15 protein-coding genes and 1 pseudogene are annotated in these 16200 nt (G+C 43.7%); 2 read left to right on the top strand and 14 right to left on the bottom strand.

Annotated features, from left to right (window positions below; all coding sequences use genetic code 11):
- Nucleotides 1-31: 31 nt before the first annotated feature.
- Both A3712_RS09280 and A3712_RS09275 read left to right on the top strand, forming a co-directional pair.
- The gene (locus A3712_RS09280; RefSeq protein WP_063523201.1) at nt 32-364 is read left to right on the top strand and encodes a YnfA family protein; all 333 of its coding nucleotides are present in this window, start codon (nt 32-34) and stop codon (nt 362-364) included.
- 57 nt (nt 365-421) lie between these two features.
- Nucleotides 422-637, top strand: coding sequence for a DUF6434 domain-containing protein (locus A3712_RS09275; protein ID WP_063523200.1), 216 nt, complete (start codon nt 422-424; stop codon nt 635-637).
- Nucleotides 638-772: 135 nt separating this feature from the next.
- Here A3712_RS09275 and A3712_RS09270 read toward each other — a convergent pair.
- From A3712_RS09270 to A3712_RS09205, 14 genes and pseudogenes are all read right to left on the bottom strand, one after another.
- Nucleotides 773-1006, bottom strand: a pseudogene (locus tag A3712_RS09270) (LysR family transcriptional regulator); the annotation flags it as partial.
- Nucleotides 1007-1145: 139 nt separating this feature from the next.
- On the bottom strand, nt 1146-1805 hold the full coding sequence (locus A3712_RS09265) for a sugar transferase (protein ID WP_063523198.1): 660 nt from the start codon (nt 1803-1805) through the stop codon (nt 1146-1148).
- Between the two features lie 9 nt (nt 1806-1814).
- Nucleotides 1815-3002 carry a glycosyltransferase family 2 protein gene (locus tag A3712_RS09260; RefSeq protein WP_063523197.1) on the bottom strand — a complete coding sequence of 396 codons (1188 nt, stop codon included), beginning with the start codon at nt 3000-3002 and terminating at the stop codon, nt 1815-1817.
- Nucleotides 2999-4102, bottom strand: a complete 1104-nt coding sequence (locus A3712_RS09255; RefSeq protein ID WP_063523196.1) for a glycosyltransferase — start codon at nt 4100-4102, stop codon at nt 2999-3001. The genes A3712_RS09260 and A3712_RS09255 overlap by 4 nt, the downstream gene beginning before the upstream one ends.
- Nucleotides 4103-4395: 293 nt before the next feature.
- Nucleotides 4396-5820, bottom strand: coding sequence for a GumC family protein (locus tag A3712_RS09250; protein ID WP_063523195.1), 1425 nt, complete (start codon nt 5818-5820; stop codon nt 4396-4398).
- Complete coding sequence (locus A3712_RS09245) at nt 5817-6935, bottom strand: glycosyltransferase (protein ID WP_063523194.1); 1119 nt, start codon at nt 6933-6935, stop codon at nt 5817-5819. Before A3712_RS09245 ends, A3712_RS09250 begins: the two co-directional genes overlap by 4 nt.
- Nucleotides 6928-7713 (bottom strand): acyltransferase, encoded by a 786-nt coding sequence (locus tag A3712_RS09240; RefSeq protein WP_063523193.1) that lies wholly within the window; start codon nt 7711-7713, stop codon nt 6928-6930. The genes A3712_RS09245 and A3712_RS09240 overlap by 8 nt, the downstream gene beginning before the upstream one ends.
- 93 nt (nt 7714-7806) lie before the next feature.
- Nucleotides 7807-9180 (bottom strand): O-antigen ligase family protein, encoded by a 1374-nt coding sequence (locus tag A3712_RS09235; RefSeq protein WP_063523192.1) that lies wholly within the window; start codon nt 9178-9180, stop codon nt 7807-7809.
- Between the two features lie 196 nt (nt 9181-9376).
- Nucleotides 9377-10465, bottom strand: a complete 1089-nt coding sequence (locus A3712_RS09230; RefSeq protein ID WP_063523191.1) for a glycosyltransferase family 4 protein — start codon at nt 10463-10465, stop codon at nt 9377-9379.
- On the bottom strand, nt 10446-11954 hold the full coding sequence (locus A3712_RS09225; RefSeq protein ID WP_063523190.1) for a sigma-54-dependent transcriptional regulator: 1509 nt from the start codon (nt 11952-11954) through the stop codon (nt 10446-10448). Before A3712_RS09225 ends, A3712_RS09230 begins: the two co-directional genes overlap by 20 nt.
- 123 nt (nt 11955-12077) lie before the next feature.
- Nucleotides 12078-12482 carry an Hpt domain-containing protein gene (locus tag A3712_RS09220; protein ID WP_063523189.1) on the bottom strand — a complete coding sequence of 135 codons (405 nt, stop codon included), beginning with the start codon at nt 12480-12482 and terminating at the stop codon, nt 12078-12080.
- Nucleotides 12483-12817: 335 nt separating this feature from the next.
- Complete coding sequence (locus A3712_RS09215) at nt 12818-14080, bottom strand: quaternary amine ABC transporter ATP-binding protein (protein ID WP_063523188.1); 1263 nt, start codon at nt 14078-14080, stop codon at nt 12818-12820.
- Nucleotides 14073-14972: an ABC transporter permease gene (locus tag A3712_RS09210; protein ID WP_063523187.1), complete on the bottom strand. Its 900-nt coding sequence runs from the start codon at nt 14970-14972 to the stop codon at nt 14073-14075. Before A3712_RS09210 ends, A3712_RS09215 begins: the two co-directional genes overlap by 8 nt.
- 157 nt (nt 14973-15129) lie before the next feature.
- Nucleotides 15130-16122: an ABC transporter substrate-binding protein gene (locus A3712_RS09205; RefSeq protein WP_063523186.1), complete on the bottom strand. Its 993-nt coding sequence runs from the start codon at nt 16120-16122 to the stop codon at nt 15130-15132.
- Between the last annotated feature and the right edge of the window lie 78 nt (nt 16123-16200).

The raw sequence follows: 16200 nt of genomic DNA, 5'->3' as shown, positions 1-16200 counted from the left end.
CTGGGTTGGTTTCAGTAGATAAAGGTAAGTTGTGATTGAATTTAAAACGGTAGGTCTTTTTGTACTTACGGCGATAGCGGAAATAGTAGGGTGTTATTTACCTTACCTTTGGCTAAGGGAAGATAAGAGTGTGTGGTTACTGATCCCGGCGGCAATGAGCCTTTCTGCATTTGCTTGGCTACTCACGCTGCACCCAACAGCAACAGGGCGAGTTTATGCGGCTTACGGTGGTGTGTACATCTCAGTCGCGCTGGTATGGCTGTGGTGTGTCGATGGTGAGAAGCCAACAACATGGGATCTAGTTGGTGGTTCGGTAGCGCTGCTTGGTATGGCGATTATTATGTTCGCACCAAGAAACGTGTAGTTAGACGCTGTTGTGGCGCAATTTGAATCGCTTATTTTCAAGGAGGAATTGGAGTACATGACAAAAGTTGATTGGCACAAAAACCAGATAGATGAGAATACGTTAATCACAGATAGCTATAAAACGACTCAGAATGTTCGTCGATACTTTAAATTCCAACTTGGTGAGCAGTTTAAATTTGATCGTGATTTCATGCTTTGGATGAAAAGCTCAACAGGACTAACGATGGGTGATGCCGTACAAGAGTGGGCGAAGCGCAACCAAACTAAGTAGTTACGTTTGTATGAATATAAAAATACCGCTGATTGATTCAGCGGTATTTTTTTGCTTATTGCTTCGGTAAATTGCGTGTTGGTTTTTTAGATCACAGCAACTAACTCGACGCTTTCTGTATTATTGTTAGAGACCTTCCAATGCAATCAATGTCTTCAACAGTTCGTTGTAATACAGCTCGCCAGATTTTGTAACTGATAGGCTGCGCGTTGTACGGAAGAACAGGTTTATGTTAAGAGATTTCTCTAAATCATTGATTCGACGACTGACGTTTGCTCGTGGAAGTTCCAGCGCGTTCGCGGCAGCGGTAAAGCTTCCAAGCTCAACGACGGTAGTAAATAATTTTAAGCTCTTCAATTTTCTTAGCAAAGCGGCATCGAATATTAAATGATATATAAAATCGAAAAACCAATGAGTAATTAATGACTCATTGGTTTTAAAAGGACATAAATCAAAAAGTACAGAATTACCCGTGACAGAATCTGATAAATGACTACAAAGTCGATTTTTAGCGACCTCGGCCATCAACCATCACAACGATCGTTTTAGTGATAATGCTTAGGTCAGTCGCAATCCAGGATTTTACTGAGCATAGGCTTAATGCGTAACTGTGGTCGAATCCAACTTTACGGCGCACGTCTTCAATACAATTGTCATAGCCTTGGTTAACTTGTGCTAGCCCTGTGATTCCAGGCATAACGCCATAAGTACGGTCAGCAAAGTAAGGAATCTCGTTTTCTAACTTCGTGTAGAAAGTAGGGCGTTCCGGACGTGGACCAATTAGAGACATTTCACCTTTTAGCACGTTGAATAACTGAGGGATCTCATCAAGTCGACTTTTTCTTAAGAAGCGACCGACAGGCGTAATTCTGGGGTCGTTTTGTGTAGCCCAAACCGCACCAGAGCGAGACTCCGCATCTTCGTACATGCTTCGGAATTTCATGATCTCAAAGATTTCCATTTTCTCTGGTGTTGATTTACCGACGCGAAGCTGCCGATAAAGCACGGGACCACGAGAAGTTAGAACAATGGCTAGAGCAATGATAGGGAATACTGGTGACAAAATAATAAGTGCAACCAATGAGACTACAAAATCGAAGGTACGCTTCGCACGAGAGACTTTGTATTGGTATAGGTTTTGATTTGATCGTTGGTCGATATTAATCATGGTCAATCCTTAACGATTTGCATGAGTCCAAGGTGAGTTTTCAAATCCAAATAGGTAGCGTAAGCCACCGATGAAGTTGGCATAATGACCAACCACTAAATAAGAGATTAATAAAACAGGTCTGGTGACTAGGCGTTTTGGTAATATGCAGCCAAGTAAGCCAATGGTGTATACCGAAATCTGTGCCCACATTAGTGCTTCAAATACTAAATAGTGATTCAGGAGAACTGAACACACTAAGCACATGATCATTAAATAGGGAGTCAGTAGGCGTAGCCCTTTTCCTGAAAAGAAAGCAAAAGCGATACCTTTGAATTTAGGGCTGAACAAGCCGAACAGTCGTATAGCTTGCTGCATGTTGCCTGCCGAGATACGTAAGCGACGTTTGAAGTCGATTTTGAGGTTCGACTCTTCAAGCTCAAGTGCTACCATTTGAGTTTCGTATTCAGCGATGTAGCCTTGTTTAACGATTTGCATTGGTAAAATGAAATCATCATTGATTGTATTGAGTGGCATGGGCTCGAAAAGCGAAGTTCTGAACAAGTAGAAGGCGCCATGAGAACCTAAACTGGAGCCCAAAGATGCTTCACATTGTTTAATTGTAGTTTGATATCGCCAGTAGGTGCTTTCACCTTCGTTTCCTATCGGGCATAACAGATAAGTCGCGTTAACGACACCAACCTTGTCACTTTTGAAACGAGCAGCTGCAATTAAAAGTGCATCCAATGATATCAAGGCTGATACGTCACTAAGTGCAGTGATGTCACTGGTTATGTTTGTCACTTCTTCATTTACTACAGCCACTTTACCTCGGTTTTGAATATGATCATGTATTTCGAAGTGGATGTCACTACACATTGCTTCTTGGATGGTCATTTGTGCAATCTCGACGGTGTTATCTGTGCAGCCATCACACGCGATAATCACTCGTAGCTTCTTTTTTGGATAGTCGAGAGAAGCAAGGTTACGGACTTTTTCTGCGATCCATTGCTCCTCGTTGAATGCTGGTACCAAAATCGTGATAGTTGGTAGCGTATAATCATGTTTTCCATCTTTATAACAACGACGACTCTCTTCAACTTGTCGAGCTGGGTGCCTCTTTGCGTACCAGTGTAACAAGATTGGATATGCTGCATGATGGTAGACAATAAGAGCGCCAGAGAACAAACATAAACCAGCAAGTACTAAGTCAATCATGCGTATACTCCTTCCGAAATTTCATCGTATGAAGCAACCATCTTAATTATGTCGAAGTTATTCAGAATGTATGGGCGAGGTGAGAGAAAACTCTCGCCTTGATGTTCTAGTAACGCGTGAGCTAACCCAGTGATACTACCTTTTTTCACTAGCGTTCCGCTAACAGGGCACAAGGTTTCATCGACAGCACCAACATCCATTGCAACGGTTGGGATGTTGCATGCCTGTGCTTCTAGTGTCGAAAGTGGTAGCCCCTCATGACGAGAAGGTAAGCAAAAGGTATCGAGCGCGCCGTAAAAAGTGGTCATGTCTTCCACCAAGCCAAGAAAAACAACGCGGTCTGTTAAGTTAAGACGGCTAGCAAGCTGTTGAAGATCTTTTCGTTTAGAGCCATCGCCAGCCAATACAACAACCATTTTTTTAGGAAGGAGAGCTAGGGCCTTAATCAGTTGGTCTTGGCCTTTAACGTGTTCCAATCGACCAGCACACCCAATGATTTTTTTGTCTAGTGGAAGGTTAAATTGGGTTCTTGCATAGCTTTTCGATGTTGGTTTGAACTTGTCGCAATCGACGCCATTTTTGATAGTAATGATGTTGCTGTAGCTAAATGCAGAACGTAGCTGTTTGTACACGCAAGTTGCGTCGGCCACTAGTGTTGGCTTTGCTGCTTTTAGCGCGAGTGCCTGTAAGCGGCGACGTTTGCTGTTCTGTAGGTGCCAAGCGTCATGCTCAGTATGGATGCGTGTAGGGACACCAGAAATGCGAGCTGCACAGCCTGCGTAAAGAAGTGGACCTATGTGGTGAGTGTGAACCACGTCTGGACGTATCGCCTTAAACGCAGTTATCAGCTTAGAAATAATATTAACTTGAACACCTGGCGCTTTGTTCATAAAGACGATTTGATTCCCATAGGGTTGAAGCTTAGGCCAGTTGTCGATGGATTCTTTCTTAGTTCCTTCAAGGCTCACAATCAAGACTTGGTCTACTGGTTTTGCCAAGCGAAGTAAATCAAGAGTCAGTGTTTCAAGGCCTCCGGGGGCGAGGTGTTGAACTACATGTATTATTTTTTTTTCTGTTCTAAAGGATTGTTGATTCGCCATGATAACACTCCCTGCGATAACGCTTTTAATGTTGCACCTAGCTTTGGTTCGTTGTTTTTCTTGTTGTGGTTACTCTACTGCACGTGCTGTGCCAATATATTAGGGATTATTTTTCAATAACTTACTCTATCTCTAGTAGGTGCGTAGGTTTGTCATTCTCAAATTGGGAATCAAATCACGACAGTAAATCAAAGAGCCAAGTTGCAACGAGAGAGCAGCTCAACGCGATTTTTCCCCGACCTAAACAAAAAAAAACACCAACAAAGGTTGGTGTTTTCGTGATATTTGGTTATCTAATTCATTTTGGGAATGACAGTGAGAACAGGGACATTCAAGATGTCTTCAATTTCGCTTTTTCGTTTAACAGAAGAGTCAAAGAGCTCAAAAAGTATTGCAAGGCCTATACCTAGAGCAATGCCTGCAACTAAACCCGCAATAACAAACAGGAATGTGGGCATGTTAGATTTAATACTTGGTGTGTATGGTAAATCAATGATCTTCACTCGCTTGTTTTCTTCAAATACACCTAGTGAACCAGTTAACTGAGCCATCTCATATCGCTTGGTTAATTCATCGTACAGTTGGCGCTTAATTTCTACGTCACGTTGAAGTCGGTACATCTCTTTCGCATTATCACCAAAGTTGTTCGCTTTATGTTCGAGCTCGAAGATCATGGTACGAAGGCTTTTCGTTTCTTCCTTGAGAGATTCAAATTGGGCACGAACCATTTGAAGGCTATGCAGCTGAGTCACAAGTAACGGTTGAGTATCAGACAGCTTACTCATGGTTGTGCTACTCGCAATACCCCATAATTGATCACTGTTTAAACCGGGTTGCTTAAGTGCAAGTAGTGCCTTTCTCTCGTTTTCTAACCTTTCTAGCTCAAACATCTTCGCCTTTACTGCGCTATGTTTGTTTGTGTACTTGGCTTTTAGCAGGGTTAGTGCGCTTTGAGTATCAATGATTTGGTCTTCTAGTCGTCCAATCACAGGGTTAGTTTTTGATAATTGTTGATCGATAGACCCAAGACTTTTTTGAACACCAGACAACTCGGCTTCTTTTTCTGCAAGTGTTTGTTTAAGTGAAGCTAATCGATTCAAACTTTGGCTCTGAACTTCTAGCGTTGAGTGAACATTCTCGTTTACGTATTTTGCAAGCGCTTCTTCCGCTTCGGCCAACGCAGCGCTTCGCTCATCAATATGAATTTCTAAAAAGCTACTTGAATCTCGGATTGAAGAACGTTCAGGTGCTAACAATTGTTCAATAAAGTGCTGGCTAACGGAAGTCAGAGTAGCTTCCATACCTGTAGGCGTATCTGAGCTAAGGCTGATTTTAATAAAGTCTTTGCTAAGTTGATCGACCGATAATCTCTGTGATAGGTCAGTGATAATTTCTTGTTTCTGTACGCTAGACATCTCTGGCGTCGTTAATTCAAGTTCTTCTGCTACAGAATAGAGTACATGACGACTGTGAAGTAGTGTTCTCAAAGCACTCATACGATCTTTAAGCATGGTCGACACCGCAATGTCCTCAAGGAACGGGTTCATTTTCGCGGTTTCTTGAATCAACATACTGGTATGAGAATCGTATTTAGTTGGTGCAAGTTTGCTCACACTAAAACCAACGAAAGGTAAGATCAGAATAGGCACGAATATTACGTAACGTTGACGCCAAGCCGCATTCAACAAGCCCAACAGTCGTAATTTAAGGTTATTCATAATAGCTCCAACATCCCATGTACGAAGTTGCCGCGGCTTTTCCAGCTGTCTTTTTCAACAACAGATATTGGTGAGTTTGTTAAATCACGAGTATGCTCTAGTGCCCAAATCATTTTGTTAGCGCTACCGACTGTGGTCACGTGTTCCTGATATGGAGCAAGCGAGGGGAACGGTGTTGTGACAATCGGCGTACCCGCCGCTAAGTATTCCATCAGCTTGAGTGGGCTGCAAGCACGAATCTGTTCATTATCAACAAACGGAAGAAGGCTTACATCCCAGTGCTGAGAGTAACTTGGCAGGGTATGATGAGGACGAGGACCAAGATAATGCACGTTATTTAAATTAGGTAACATAAGCGTATCTAGCTCGTTCGGGCCAATAAAAACGAAATCCCATTCAGGAACGGCATTTGCAACTTGCTCGATCATGTCGTAATCAATCCATTTAGAAAGGCTGCCATAGAAACCTGCAATTGGACGGTTGCTACTCGGTAAGTCTTTAGCGCGAGGAGTCGGTGTTGAAAATAGGCTCACATCCACGCCGTGTGGCAAGAGCTGCACTTTCCTCTCTGGAAATTTAGCCATCAGTTTTTGACTCGCTGCAAAGATAAGATCTGCCTTTTCAATTAGTTCAGACTCATGCATGGCAACGGTTTTATGGTCAACACCTGCTAATGCACTAAAGTCGTCACCACAGTAATAAACGACAGATGACTCCCCTAAGTGGCCACACAAATCGACCGCGGTTGGCAACGAGGTCCATAGAATCGGTGCTTTAAGCTTTAGATCTGCAATGATGGGTTTTAACTGACGTAACATCATACGTTTTGCGATCTTTCTGGATGCCGTTGATGCTGGAGCAGGAATCGTTCTGAGATTAACGACAGTAATATTGTCGTGCCCCTGTGAGTCGAACATGTCCTGTGTTAACGCTTTTGTTTTACCAAACAACTTGTTGAATGCTCGCGTTACATCTTTCATGGACAGTCTCGGTTGTCTTAGGCCAATAGAATTAACCCAAAGCACTTTGTGTCGCTTTGCAAGATGACGAACGAGATGTTGTGTTGAAGACGGAAGGCCACCAAAATCTTCACCGAAGACGATTAAATCACGCATGATCGCTTCCTTGTGTTTCTTGTGAGCCGAATACGTCTGGTTTAGTGACCTCTACCGTTTTTATGTGTCCCACTATTTTTGCAGGGTTACCCGCTGCAATAGAGAATGCAGGGATATCTTTCGTAACCACACTACCTGCAGCAACGACTGCACCTTCACCTATTGTCACACCGCCTTTGACCGTTACATTGGTCCCAAGCCATACATCTTGTTTAAGAATGATGTCGCCAATTTGCTGTGGGTCATCACCTTCGCCTCGTGCTCTTCGCGTTGCATCAAGTGGGTGGCCTGAATAACCGAACAGAAAAGCGCCGCCGGCGATACGAACGTTGTCTGAGATGATGACTCGCTTTCCGACCGCGATAGTCGACTGCCAACCGATGTCTACGTTGTTGCCGATCGAGAGTAGAGGGCGATCTAAACCTTCTAGCGGTTGTGTACAGCCGGAGAAAGTGGTGCGCCTAGATACGCGGCAGTCGTCACCAATCGAGATTTGTAGCGGGCCACTTACAAAAGGAAGGCCACCATAAAGGTATAGGCGCTTACCGCACTGAGCGACTCTGCCTTTGAACGCAGGAGTCCAGTAACAAATGCGGGTAAAGCCGCCAATGATGCTCACAACAAGCTTGTGCGTATAGTATAGGCAGCGATTAAAGGTTTGAGGGGTAGGGAGATCGGCGATTCTGATGTTTTTCAAGATAAAAAACACGTTTCTGATTCGGGAATTAGGGTGAAACTTAAGCCAGTGTTTGAAATGGTGGAGAGATGCTGGCGTCATAATTATATTCCTGCTGTGTTGTTATACAGAACTACTTTCATAATGTGTGCCAGTTAATAATTTGAATAATTTCAGAAACTTAAGATATTGCTTTTAGATTTTCTCATTTTGACAAGCAGTTTGGGATACATTTGATACGCAAACAGTGAGCGCTGCGAGGATGTAAATCGGCCAATTGAAGCCTTGAGTTAGAAAAGTCCCGGATACAATGGTACCGATCAGGCCAGCGAAGACCGCGTAGGCGACAGCATTGAGTTCTGGTGGGACACTGGAACCCGCAGCTTTGAGTCGCGCCAATGTAGCACGAGAGGTTTTGATCAGAGAGACGATAAACCCCACGAAAATAATCAATCCAATAAATCCAGTTTCAGCGAGAACGCCAAACCATGTGCTATGTACAGCGTGATTTAAACCATCCCAATGAGCGCTATAAAAAAAGTAATTAGGATAGAAGTTATCTAAACCAACACCAGTAAGAGGGTTGTCTAACGCCATTTTAAACGCAGCTTCCCACGCATAGATTCTTCCCATTGCGGATTCATCGATACCTTCTTCTGCCGCACCGCCTGAGGATCTGTCTGATATGCCAGCAACGAGATAAAGGACAATACCAGCAATCGCACCGCCTGACATTAATAACACTTTTGAGCGCACAAATTTCCAAGCGAAGATGCCGATAACCGCGATACACCCTAATAGTCCACCACGACTTTGTGTCGCAATTATGGCAGCAAGTAATAGCACGCAAACGACGGCACTGATAACTCGTTTAAACCAAGGTATTCCCGGGGTGCTGGCTTGGCTGATCGTAAATGCTAGCGGGAACATGAGTACCAAAGCTAGGTCGTTTGGGTCACCTAACATGGAGCCGAAGTCTCGGCCGATTGTTACCCTAGAGCCCTCAACCAGTCCAATTCCGTTAGCCGAGTTGTATACTGCAATGCAGCTAACCAATGCTCCTGCATAAATGATGACCATCGCCGTTTTCGCAAGGTACTCGGTGGTATTCACTAACCACATGATCGCGAGTGTCATAACGATGATTTTCCAATAAATATCTTTGAACTCAGCTAATGCAATCTGCCGATTTGATGCGAATATGATGCCAATGATGGTAAGGACCCAAAATATGGCGAGCCAATTGAAAGAGTGATGCCAAAAGATTTTCAGCTCTTTACTGACGAACGCATGCCAGAGCAGAGCAGACAGTGCGCATATGGAGAGCAACAAAGGAATTTTCATCGGATATAGGACAGGAAGTGCTTCGTGAATTCTAAAGAACGAGAAGACGACGAACAGTAGAACGAAGCCAAACGCTCTGTTGATAACTAACAGAGCACCCAAAGGTATAAAAGCAAGTACTATGACTACGACCGGGTGAGGAACGAGATACCAAGCAGCACCAATATTAAGGCTTAGAAATGAGAGCCCTAAAATTAGCGGTAATCGATTAACTTGGTCTCTCATTGTAAATCCCTAGCGTTCTTATTATTTAACTAAAGAGATAGCAAGGTGAATGCCACATATAAAATCATGCTAAATTATTGTATTTACGTCTAATTTAGATTTTTCTAAAAAGCAGAGTTGAGTTGGGTCAAAATGAGAATCAAATTGGCAACGCGTTTGCCATTGTTATTGGGATTAAATCTATGGAGTGGCAATGTTATGCACTGTAGCAGGATAGAATCTGTGGAATAACGGCTTGTAGAGAGTATTGTTCGATGATGGTATTTCTGGCTTTTTCGGCCATAACTGATTTTTTCTGATCAGAAAGTGCAATCCAATCAACCAAACAAGTTTGTAGGTCAGCTTCGCCCTGAACAATATAGCCATTGTCTTGGTGGTCGATGAGTTGTGGAAGATTACCAACCTTTGACGCGATAACTGGAATACCGCGAGCCATGGCTTCTAGTGCCGCCATCGGTAAACCTTCATAGCGAGATGGTATGACTAAAACATCAATGGTTTTCCATGCATTGTCCATACTGGATTGATGGCCATGGAAGGTTAAGTTATCGGGCTTGGCTTGTTCGAGAGTTTGCCTTTCCGGGCCATCGCCAAATAGATGAAAATGATGATTAGCTTGAGATTGAGCAAGAGTGACAAAGCGATCGGGCGCTTTCTCGTGGCTTAAACGTCCGACGAACCCAACGTGATAGATTTTGTCCCTGTTGACTTCGTTATCTAAATGTTCAGAAGTCGCTGTGCTCTCAGGGATCGCAATAAAATTATTAAGCAGGGTGGTTTGCCACGGAATCTTATTTTGTATCTTGTTGCTAACCACAAAACAGTGGTCCGACAGGAACCCGGTATATCTATCTAAAAAGTCATAAAGCCAAACTTTCCCTTTTGGTGCTTCACCTGCGTGATACGTCGATATTTGACGTGGTTTTGAAGAGCTTATACTTGCCAGTTTTATAAACTTACTTACTATGCTTGCCTTGTATCCATGGGCGTGGATATGGGAAGGATTATAGTGTCCTATCGCTTGTTTGAGCTGAGAAAGTGCGTTGGTTTGATTAGACGCTAATTCGCTAAGGTAACTAAAAGGGATATCCAGCTCAGTTAGTCGCGTTACGACAGGAGGGAGAGGAGCAAACTTGGTAAGCAGGACCACTCTGGTTTGACACTGATACTTAAGTAAACCATGTGCAAGCTCGATGACGTGGGTCTCAATGCCACCAAATGTTTGGCTGTCTATTAACAGCCAAACTTCATTTGGTTTAGGAGCACTAGGCTTGATTGCACTCATCTTCAGATTCCCAAGCCTGTTTCTTACGATAAACAGTAGAAGGGCTTAGTTCCAAAAGCACTGCTGCGTTTAACACATTGCCATCACAATGGTTTATGGCGTGTTGTATTGCCTCTCGTTCTATCTGCCACATAGGTCGAATAGCACCATCGCTAGTCGTGAAGGCCGGTGTCGCTGGAGAAGTTGGAGCATCGCTAGTTGATGAACGCTCTAACTCTTCAGGCGTAAGCGATGGAAGCTTTGTTTCAGAAATAGTTGGCGTTACCGGATCCACCGGGACACTTCGTATTGGTGTCACGCTTTTAGGCGTTGCAGCGTCGGCCTTATTGATTGGTGGCGGTAGCATCTCTTTAGTCACGCTAGTTTCATTGTTTAACACCACGATATTCCTAATGATGTTTTGCAATTGACGTACGTTACCAGGCCATGAGTAGCGCTTTAGTAAGCTTTGAGTCTCTTTATCAATTGATTTGAATTTTTTCTTATCTTGTTTCGCATACAGTTTAAGAAAATGATTGGACAGAATGACAATGTCACTTCCTCTTTCTCTTAGTGGTGGCATCTCAATAGGTACAACATGTACACGATAATAAAGGTCTTCACGGAAACGTCCTTCTTCAACCTCTAAAAGTGGGTCACGGTTGGTTGCACAGATGATTCTAACGTCGACTTTGATTTCTCTGTTGCCACCTAGTGGGGTAAAGGTCCCCGTTTGCAGGAATCGAAGCAGTTTCTTCTGCATCTCGAGTTCCATTTCACAAAGCTCATCGAGAAACAGTGTGCCGCCATGAGCTTGCATCGCCGCACCTTTACGGTCTGTAGTTGCGCCTGTAAAGGCTCCTTTAACATGACCAAAGATTTCACTTTCCATCAAATCACGTGGTATAGCACCACAGTTGATGGCAACAAATGGTTTATTGCAGCGCTGACTCTCTTGGTGAATGGCTTCAGCACATACTTCCTTACCAGTACCACTTTCGCCATTAATAAATACACTCGCGGTAGTGGGAGCGACAGAGTCAATAGTTTTATAAATGGCTTGCATTGGTAAAGACGAACCAATGAAGTTGTGGAAGCAATCACGATCAAACTTACTTTGAATGTCATCGACAAGGTTTTCGAGTTTGGCTCTTCGCAGGTGCAAGTTAACCGATGTTTTTAGGCGTTCAGCTTGAATTGGTTTCTCTAAGAAGTCTTCCGCGCCGCGTTGAATTAAATCAACTGCAATATTTACCGAACCATGCGCTGTTGCAATGATGACGGCGGTAGGGATGTCATTGTCGGTTATCCAGTCTAGAACTTCTTCTCCCGGCATATCGGGTAATTTGAGATCAAGGATAACAAGCTGAGGAACGTGTCTTTCAATAAATGTTTTCGCTTCCAAACCTGTTTCGACATGGAAAATGTCGTATGTCTCGTCTTTCACGTACTGTTTGTACAGTACAGCGAGGGAGGTGGAGTCTTCAACTAACAATACTTTTGGGCGCATTGTGTTATTCCTTTTGAAACTTTATCCTAACCAATCAATAGCACATTGAAAGTTAAGCATAAATTTAAATATTGGTCACTGGCTATGTTGAATCTTATATCCGTTACACGTGACGTCGATAAGCTAGCTAAAACCTGCATTTTTTCTCTGGACTAACGCCTCGATTGAACGTTCTGCCAATTCAATTAACTCACTAACTTTTGAAAACGCGTCTTCATGGTTTTGTTCTAAGCACTGCTTTTCTAATGCTCTAGCTAATTCACCTAAAGGGCGGTTGCCAAGTGAGAGCGCGGTGCTGCCAAGCGTATGTACTTCAAACTCGAGTGTTTGAGCATCTTTATTCATTGCGGCTTTGTGAATCGCGACCAATCTAGTTTGTGATTCTTCTACGTAGTGGTCGATTAAAATTGGAATGATGTCGGCACTGGTGTCTCGAATCATTTGCTCCAGCGCGCTTTCGTCAACAAGCTGTGACTGGGCTTGCAGATCTACACCTGCCTTTGTGTCTGACGCTATTGTCGAGTTCATTAATCAAAATCCTTTTATTGAACTAATAACAAGCCCGATTTTTAAAGGCCAATATTTTTATCCACTCTTAAGTTTTAGTCATTTTTTAGAATAATTTCAACTGGTTGGCATATAAAGACAGGAATTAGTGCTTATGGACATACGCTTATAGCCATCTTGTGACTAAGCTAACGCACTGTTGTCAGGTGATTTGTCTCACGAAATATGCACTTATGTGCTTATATGATTAAGAGGCGTTTATTCGACATTAATCTATATAAGCTTTCGTGCTAGCAAGGCATAAACGACAAGAAAAAAGGCCACTGCTGTTTTTATAAAATCAGTGGCCATATACATTAAATTAGGCGGCTTTTACCTGAAGAAGGGTTGGATGCCTTATCAATCTTTGGCTTTGGGGCAGGTTCTACTTCCTCCTCGCTAGTCTCGGAGAAGATGTCTGCGACGGCACTTCTCTCTAGTTCGCCTTTGAGGTTTCCGTCTTCATCAACGACTGGAAGTGAGTAGTCGTAAGACATTGTGTCTGGCAAGACTTCTTCGATCACAGCGTCAGGTAATAGGGCGGGCACTTCCTCATAGATCTCATCACTAAAATCATGAACAGAAGAGTCTTCCACTGCATCTTCGAGGCTCTCTTTCGTTACAAGTCCTTGGTAGCCATCGTCGGTTACATGGTAGGCATAATCGTGTTTAAGCATTTTCATCTGCGCCAACGCACCCTCGATGGTTTCTGAAGTGATTCGATACAACGGTGGCTGCATAACCGTTTCAACAGTAAGAGCTCGAGCACGATTAACATCTTTGACGAAGGCTTCAACGTAGTCATCAGCAGGATTGAGGAGAATCTCATGCGGTGTGCCTTGTTGTACTAACTCGCCATCTTTAAGGATTGCGATTCTGTCACCGAGACGCAGTGCCTCATCCAAATCGTGAGTGATGAAGACTATCGTTTTTTGAAGCTTCTCTTGGAGTTCAATCAACTGGTCTTGCATCTCGCTTCGGATAAGAGGGTCGAGTGCAGAAAAGGCTTCATCCATCAACAAGATTTCAGCGTTAGTACACAATGCTCGGGATAAACCGACACGTTGCTGCTGACCACCTGACAGTTGGGCTGGGTATTGATTCCCGTATCCCTTAAGCCCAACCGTTTCCAACCATTCTGTTGCTTTAGCCAATCGCTGCTCTTTCCTAATGCCCTGGACTTCTAGACCATAGGCAACGTTTTCAACAACGGTGCGATGTGGCATCAAACCAAAGCGCTGAAATACCATCGACATTTTATGGCGGCGAAACTCTTCTAGTTCTTTGTTATTCAAACTCATTACATCGATACCTTCGACCGTGATCTTTCCTTGGGTCGGATCGATCAAACGGTTGAAGTGACGGATGAGTGTTGATTTACCAGAGCCAGAAAGCCCCATAATGACAAAAATTTCGCCTCGATTAATCTGAAGATTTATCTCTTTCAAGCCAACGGTATGACCTGTGTCCGCAAGGATCGTATCTTTGTGTTCACCCTTTTTCACGCGGTCCATAATAGACAAAGGCTTAGGTCCAAACACTTTGAACAGCCCACTAATTTCAATTAATGGTTTAGTCATGTTTGAACCCTCCCAGGTGCGCATTGGTTCTACGTGCATAAGCTTGCGAAGCTCGGTCAAATAGAATCGCGAGCGCGACAATTGCAAACCCATTCATTAGGCCTAGAGTGAAGTATTGGTTGGTAATCGATTTAAGAACGGGTTGCCCCAAGCCCTTAACACCAATCATCGACGCGATAACTACCATTGATAGTGCCATCATGATGGTTTGGTTGATACCAGCCATGATAGTTGGCATTGCGAGGGGGAGCTGTACCCCCCATAAACGCTGTTTCTTGCTTGCGCCAAAAGCGGTCGCTGCCTCTAGCACTTCTTTATCGACCAAGCGAATACCCAAGTTAGTCAAACGAATAACCGGAGGAATTGCGTAGATAACAACGGCAATTAAGCCTGGGATCTTACCGATACCAAGTAACATCACAACAGGGATCAGGTAAACGAATGCTGGCATGGTTTGCATGATATCAAGCAGCGGCGTCACTATGGATTGTGCGCGATTAGAACGAGCCATGGCGATACCAATAGGAATACCCAGTAAAATAGAAACCAGAGTACAAACAGTGATGATACTGAGTGTCCGCATTGTATCTTCCCACATACCAAAGTAGCCGATGAGCAGTAGAGAAGCGACACAGCCTAATGCCAGTTTCCAAGAGCGACTCGCCGCGTATACTAAACCAGTGCAAACACCGAGAACGATCAGCCATGGGGTAGAGATGAGAAGTTTTTCAAACCACACTAGAAATGAGAGAAGAGGGTCAAATAATGATTCGATCGTTTCTCCATATTCACGGGAAAACTCACGATATGCGCCGTCTAGCGCCTTTTTAATTGCCCGCAAATCAGAGCGTTCCATTTCAGGGAAGCTCGATGACCAATTGCTGTCAGCCATTTTATATCCTTATAGTTCGGAGCTACTTGTTCGACACAAAATAAAATGCCATGTGAACAAGGCTCCGAATTACGAATAACATCAAGTATATCGACGTTATTTCCATTGAATTGAAGCGTAGCCATAGAGAAATATAACTACTCTCTAAGTCTTGCTATTAAAGCTCAGCTTCAACTTTCTTCACGACTTCTTCAGAAACCCACGGGTGCCAAACTTCAGGGAATTCACTTAAGAAATGTATGCTCGCTTCTTCGCCATCGGCTTGGTTGTCTTCCATCCAAGCGAGCAAGGCATTCATTTTTTCATTGGTGAAACCACGCTTAGTAAAGTAGTCGTACGCTTCCGGTGCACGCGACGCAAAGCTTTCAGTGGTAATTGTATGGACAGGAGAAGGTGGGTACATGGTTGCTTTAGGCGATTCACAGCCTTCTTGGGTCGTACAGCTGATAAACTCTTCTTTATCAACGCCACTGCCAAAGTCGACTTTAACCATGTCGTATTTACCGAGAACGGCGGTTGGTGCCCAGTAGTAACCGAACCATGCTTCTTCACGCTCGTAAGCTTTCGCGATAGAGCCAGATAAGCCAGCACTTGAGCCAGGGTCAACGATAGTAAAACCACTGTCTTCTAAGTTGAGTGCTTCAAACAGGTTTGCAGCACTGATTTGACAGTTCCAACCTGCAGGGCAGCTATAAAATGCGGATGTATCTGGGTCTTCAGGGTGTTTGAATAACGCAGCGTTCTTACGTACACCTTCGATTGTCGCCATTTCTGGGTTTTGTTTAACTAGGTAAGACGGAACCCAAAAACCTTCTTCACCACCATTTACAAGTGCTTTACCTGCATAGCGAAGTCGTTTCTCTTCAACACCTTTATCAAGCGCGTCTTTGAGGCTGTTACTCCATAATTCTGGTGCAACATCGGGCTGGCCTTTTTCTATCATGGATGTGCCAGTTGGCATGGTATCTCCGGGGATGAGCTCGGCATCACACCCGTAACCGTGCTCAAGGATGAATTGGTCGATATTGGCGATGAGGGTTGCAGAGTTCCAGTTCATATCTGCGATTGTTACGCTGCCACATTCTCCAGCGTTAGCATGACCACTGGCTGCTGCAACTAACAAAAATACGGAGCTTAACTTGTATTTCATATTGAGTTTCCTTTCTCTTTAATAATACAACCAAGCTAATCAAGGTCGATTGACTAACTAAATTGCTCGATGGTGATC

The organism is Vibrio sp. HI00D65, from assembly GCF_001635455.1.
Classification (GTDB): domain Bacteria; phylum Pseudomonadota; class Gammaproteobacteria; order Enterobacterales; family Vibrionaceae; genus Vibrio.
This window is presented reverse-complemented; position numbering and strand designations above follow the sequence as displayed.

What these genes read in the sequence shown, in the direction of transcription:
- A3712_RS09275 (WP_063523200.1), top strand. Translation starts at nt 422, where the DNA reads ATGACAAAAGTTGATTGGCACAAAAACCAGATAGATGAGAATACGTTA.
- A3712_RS09265 (WP_063523198.1), bottom strand. Translation starts at nt 1,805, where the DNA reads ATGATTAATATCGACCAACGATCAAATCAAAACCTATACCAATACAAA.
- A3712_RS09260 (WP_063523197.1), bottom strand. Translation starts at nt 3,002, where the DNA reads ATGATTGACTTAGTACTTGCTGGTTTATGTTTGTTCTCTGGCGCTCTT.
- A3712_RS09255 (WP_063523196.1), bottom strand. Translation starts at nt 4,102, where the DNA reads ATGGCGAATCAACAATCCTTTAGAACAGAAAAAAAAATAATACATGTA.
- A3712_RS09250 (WP_063523195.1), bottom strand. Translation starts at nt 5,820, where the DNA reads ATGAATAACCTTAAATTACGACTGTTGGGCTTGTTGAATGCGGCTTGG.
- A3712_RS09245 (WP_063523194.1), bottom strand. Translation starts at nt 6,935, where the DNA reads ATGCGTGATTTAATCGTCTTCGGTGAAGATTTTGGTGGCCTTCCGTCT.
- A3712_RS09240 (WP_063523193.1), bottom strand. Translation starts at nt 7,713, where the DNA reads ATGACGCCAGCATCTCTCCACCATTTCAAACACTGGCTTAAGTTTCAC.
- A3712_RS09235 (WP_063523192.1), bottom strand. Translation starts at nt 9,180, where the DNA reads ATGAGAGACCAAGTTAATCGATTACCGCTAATTTTAGGGCTCTCATTT.
- A3712_RS09230 (WP_063523191.1), bottom strand. Translation starts at nt 10,465, where the DNA reads ATGAGTGCAATCAAGCCTAGTGCTCCTAAACCAAATGAAGTTTGGCTG.
- A3712_RS09225 (WP_063523190.1), bottom strand. Translation starts at nt 11,954, where the DNA reads ATGCGCCCAAAAGTATTGTTAGTTGAAGACTCCACCTCCCTCGCTGTA.
- A3712_RS09220 (WP_063523189.1), bottom strand. Translation starts at nt 12,482, where the DNA reads ATGAACTCGACAATAGCGTCAGACACAAAGGCAGGTGTAGATCTGCAA.
- A3712_RS09215 (WP_063523188.1), bottom strand. Translation starts at nt 14,080, where the DNA reads ATGACTAAACCATTAATTGAAATTAGTGGGCTGTTCAAAGTGTTTGGA.
- A3712_RS09210 (WP_063523187.1), bottom strand. Translation starts at nt 14,972, where the DNA reads ATGGCTGACAGCAATTGGTCATCGAGCTTCCCTGAAATGGAACGCTCT.
- A3712_RS09205 (WP_063523186.1), bottom strand. Translation starts at nt 16,122, where the DNA reads ATGAAATACAAGTTAAGCTCCGTATTTTTGTTAGTTGCAGCAGCCAGT.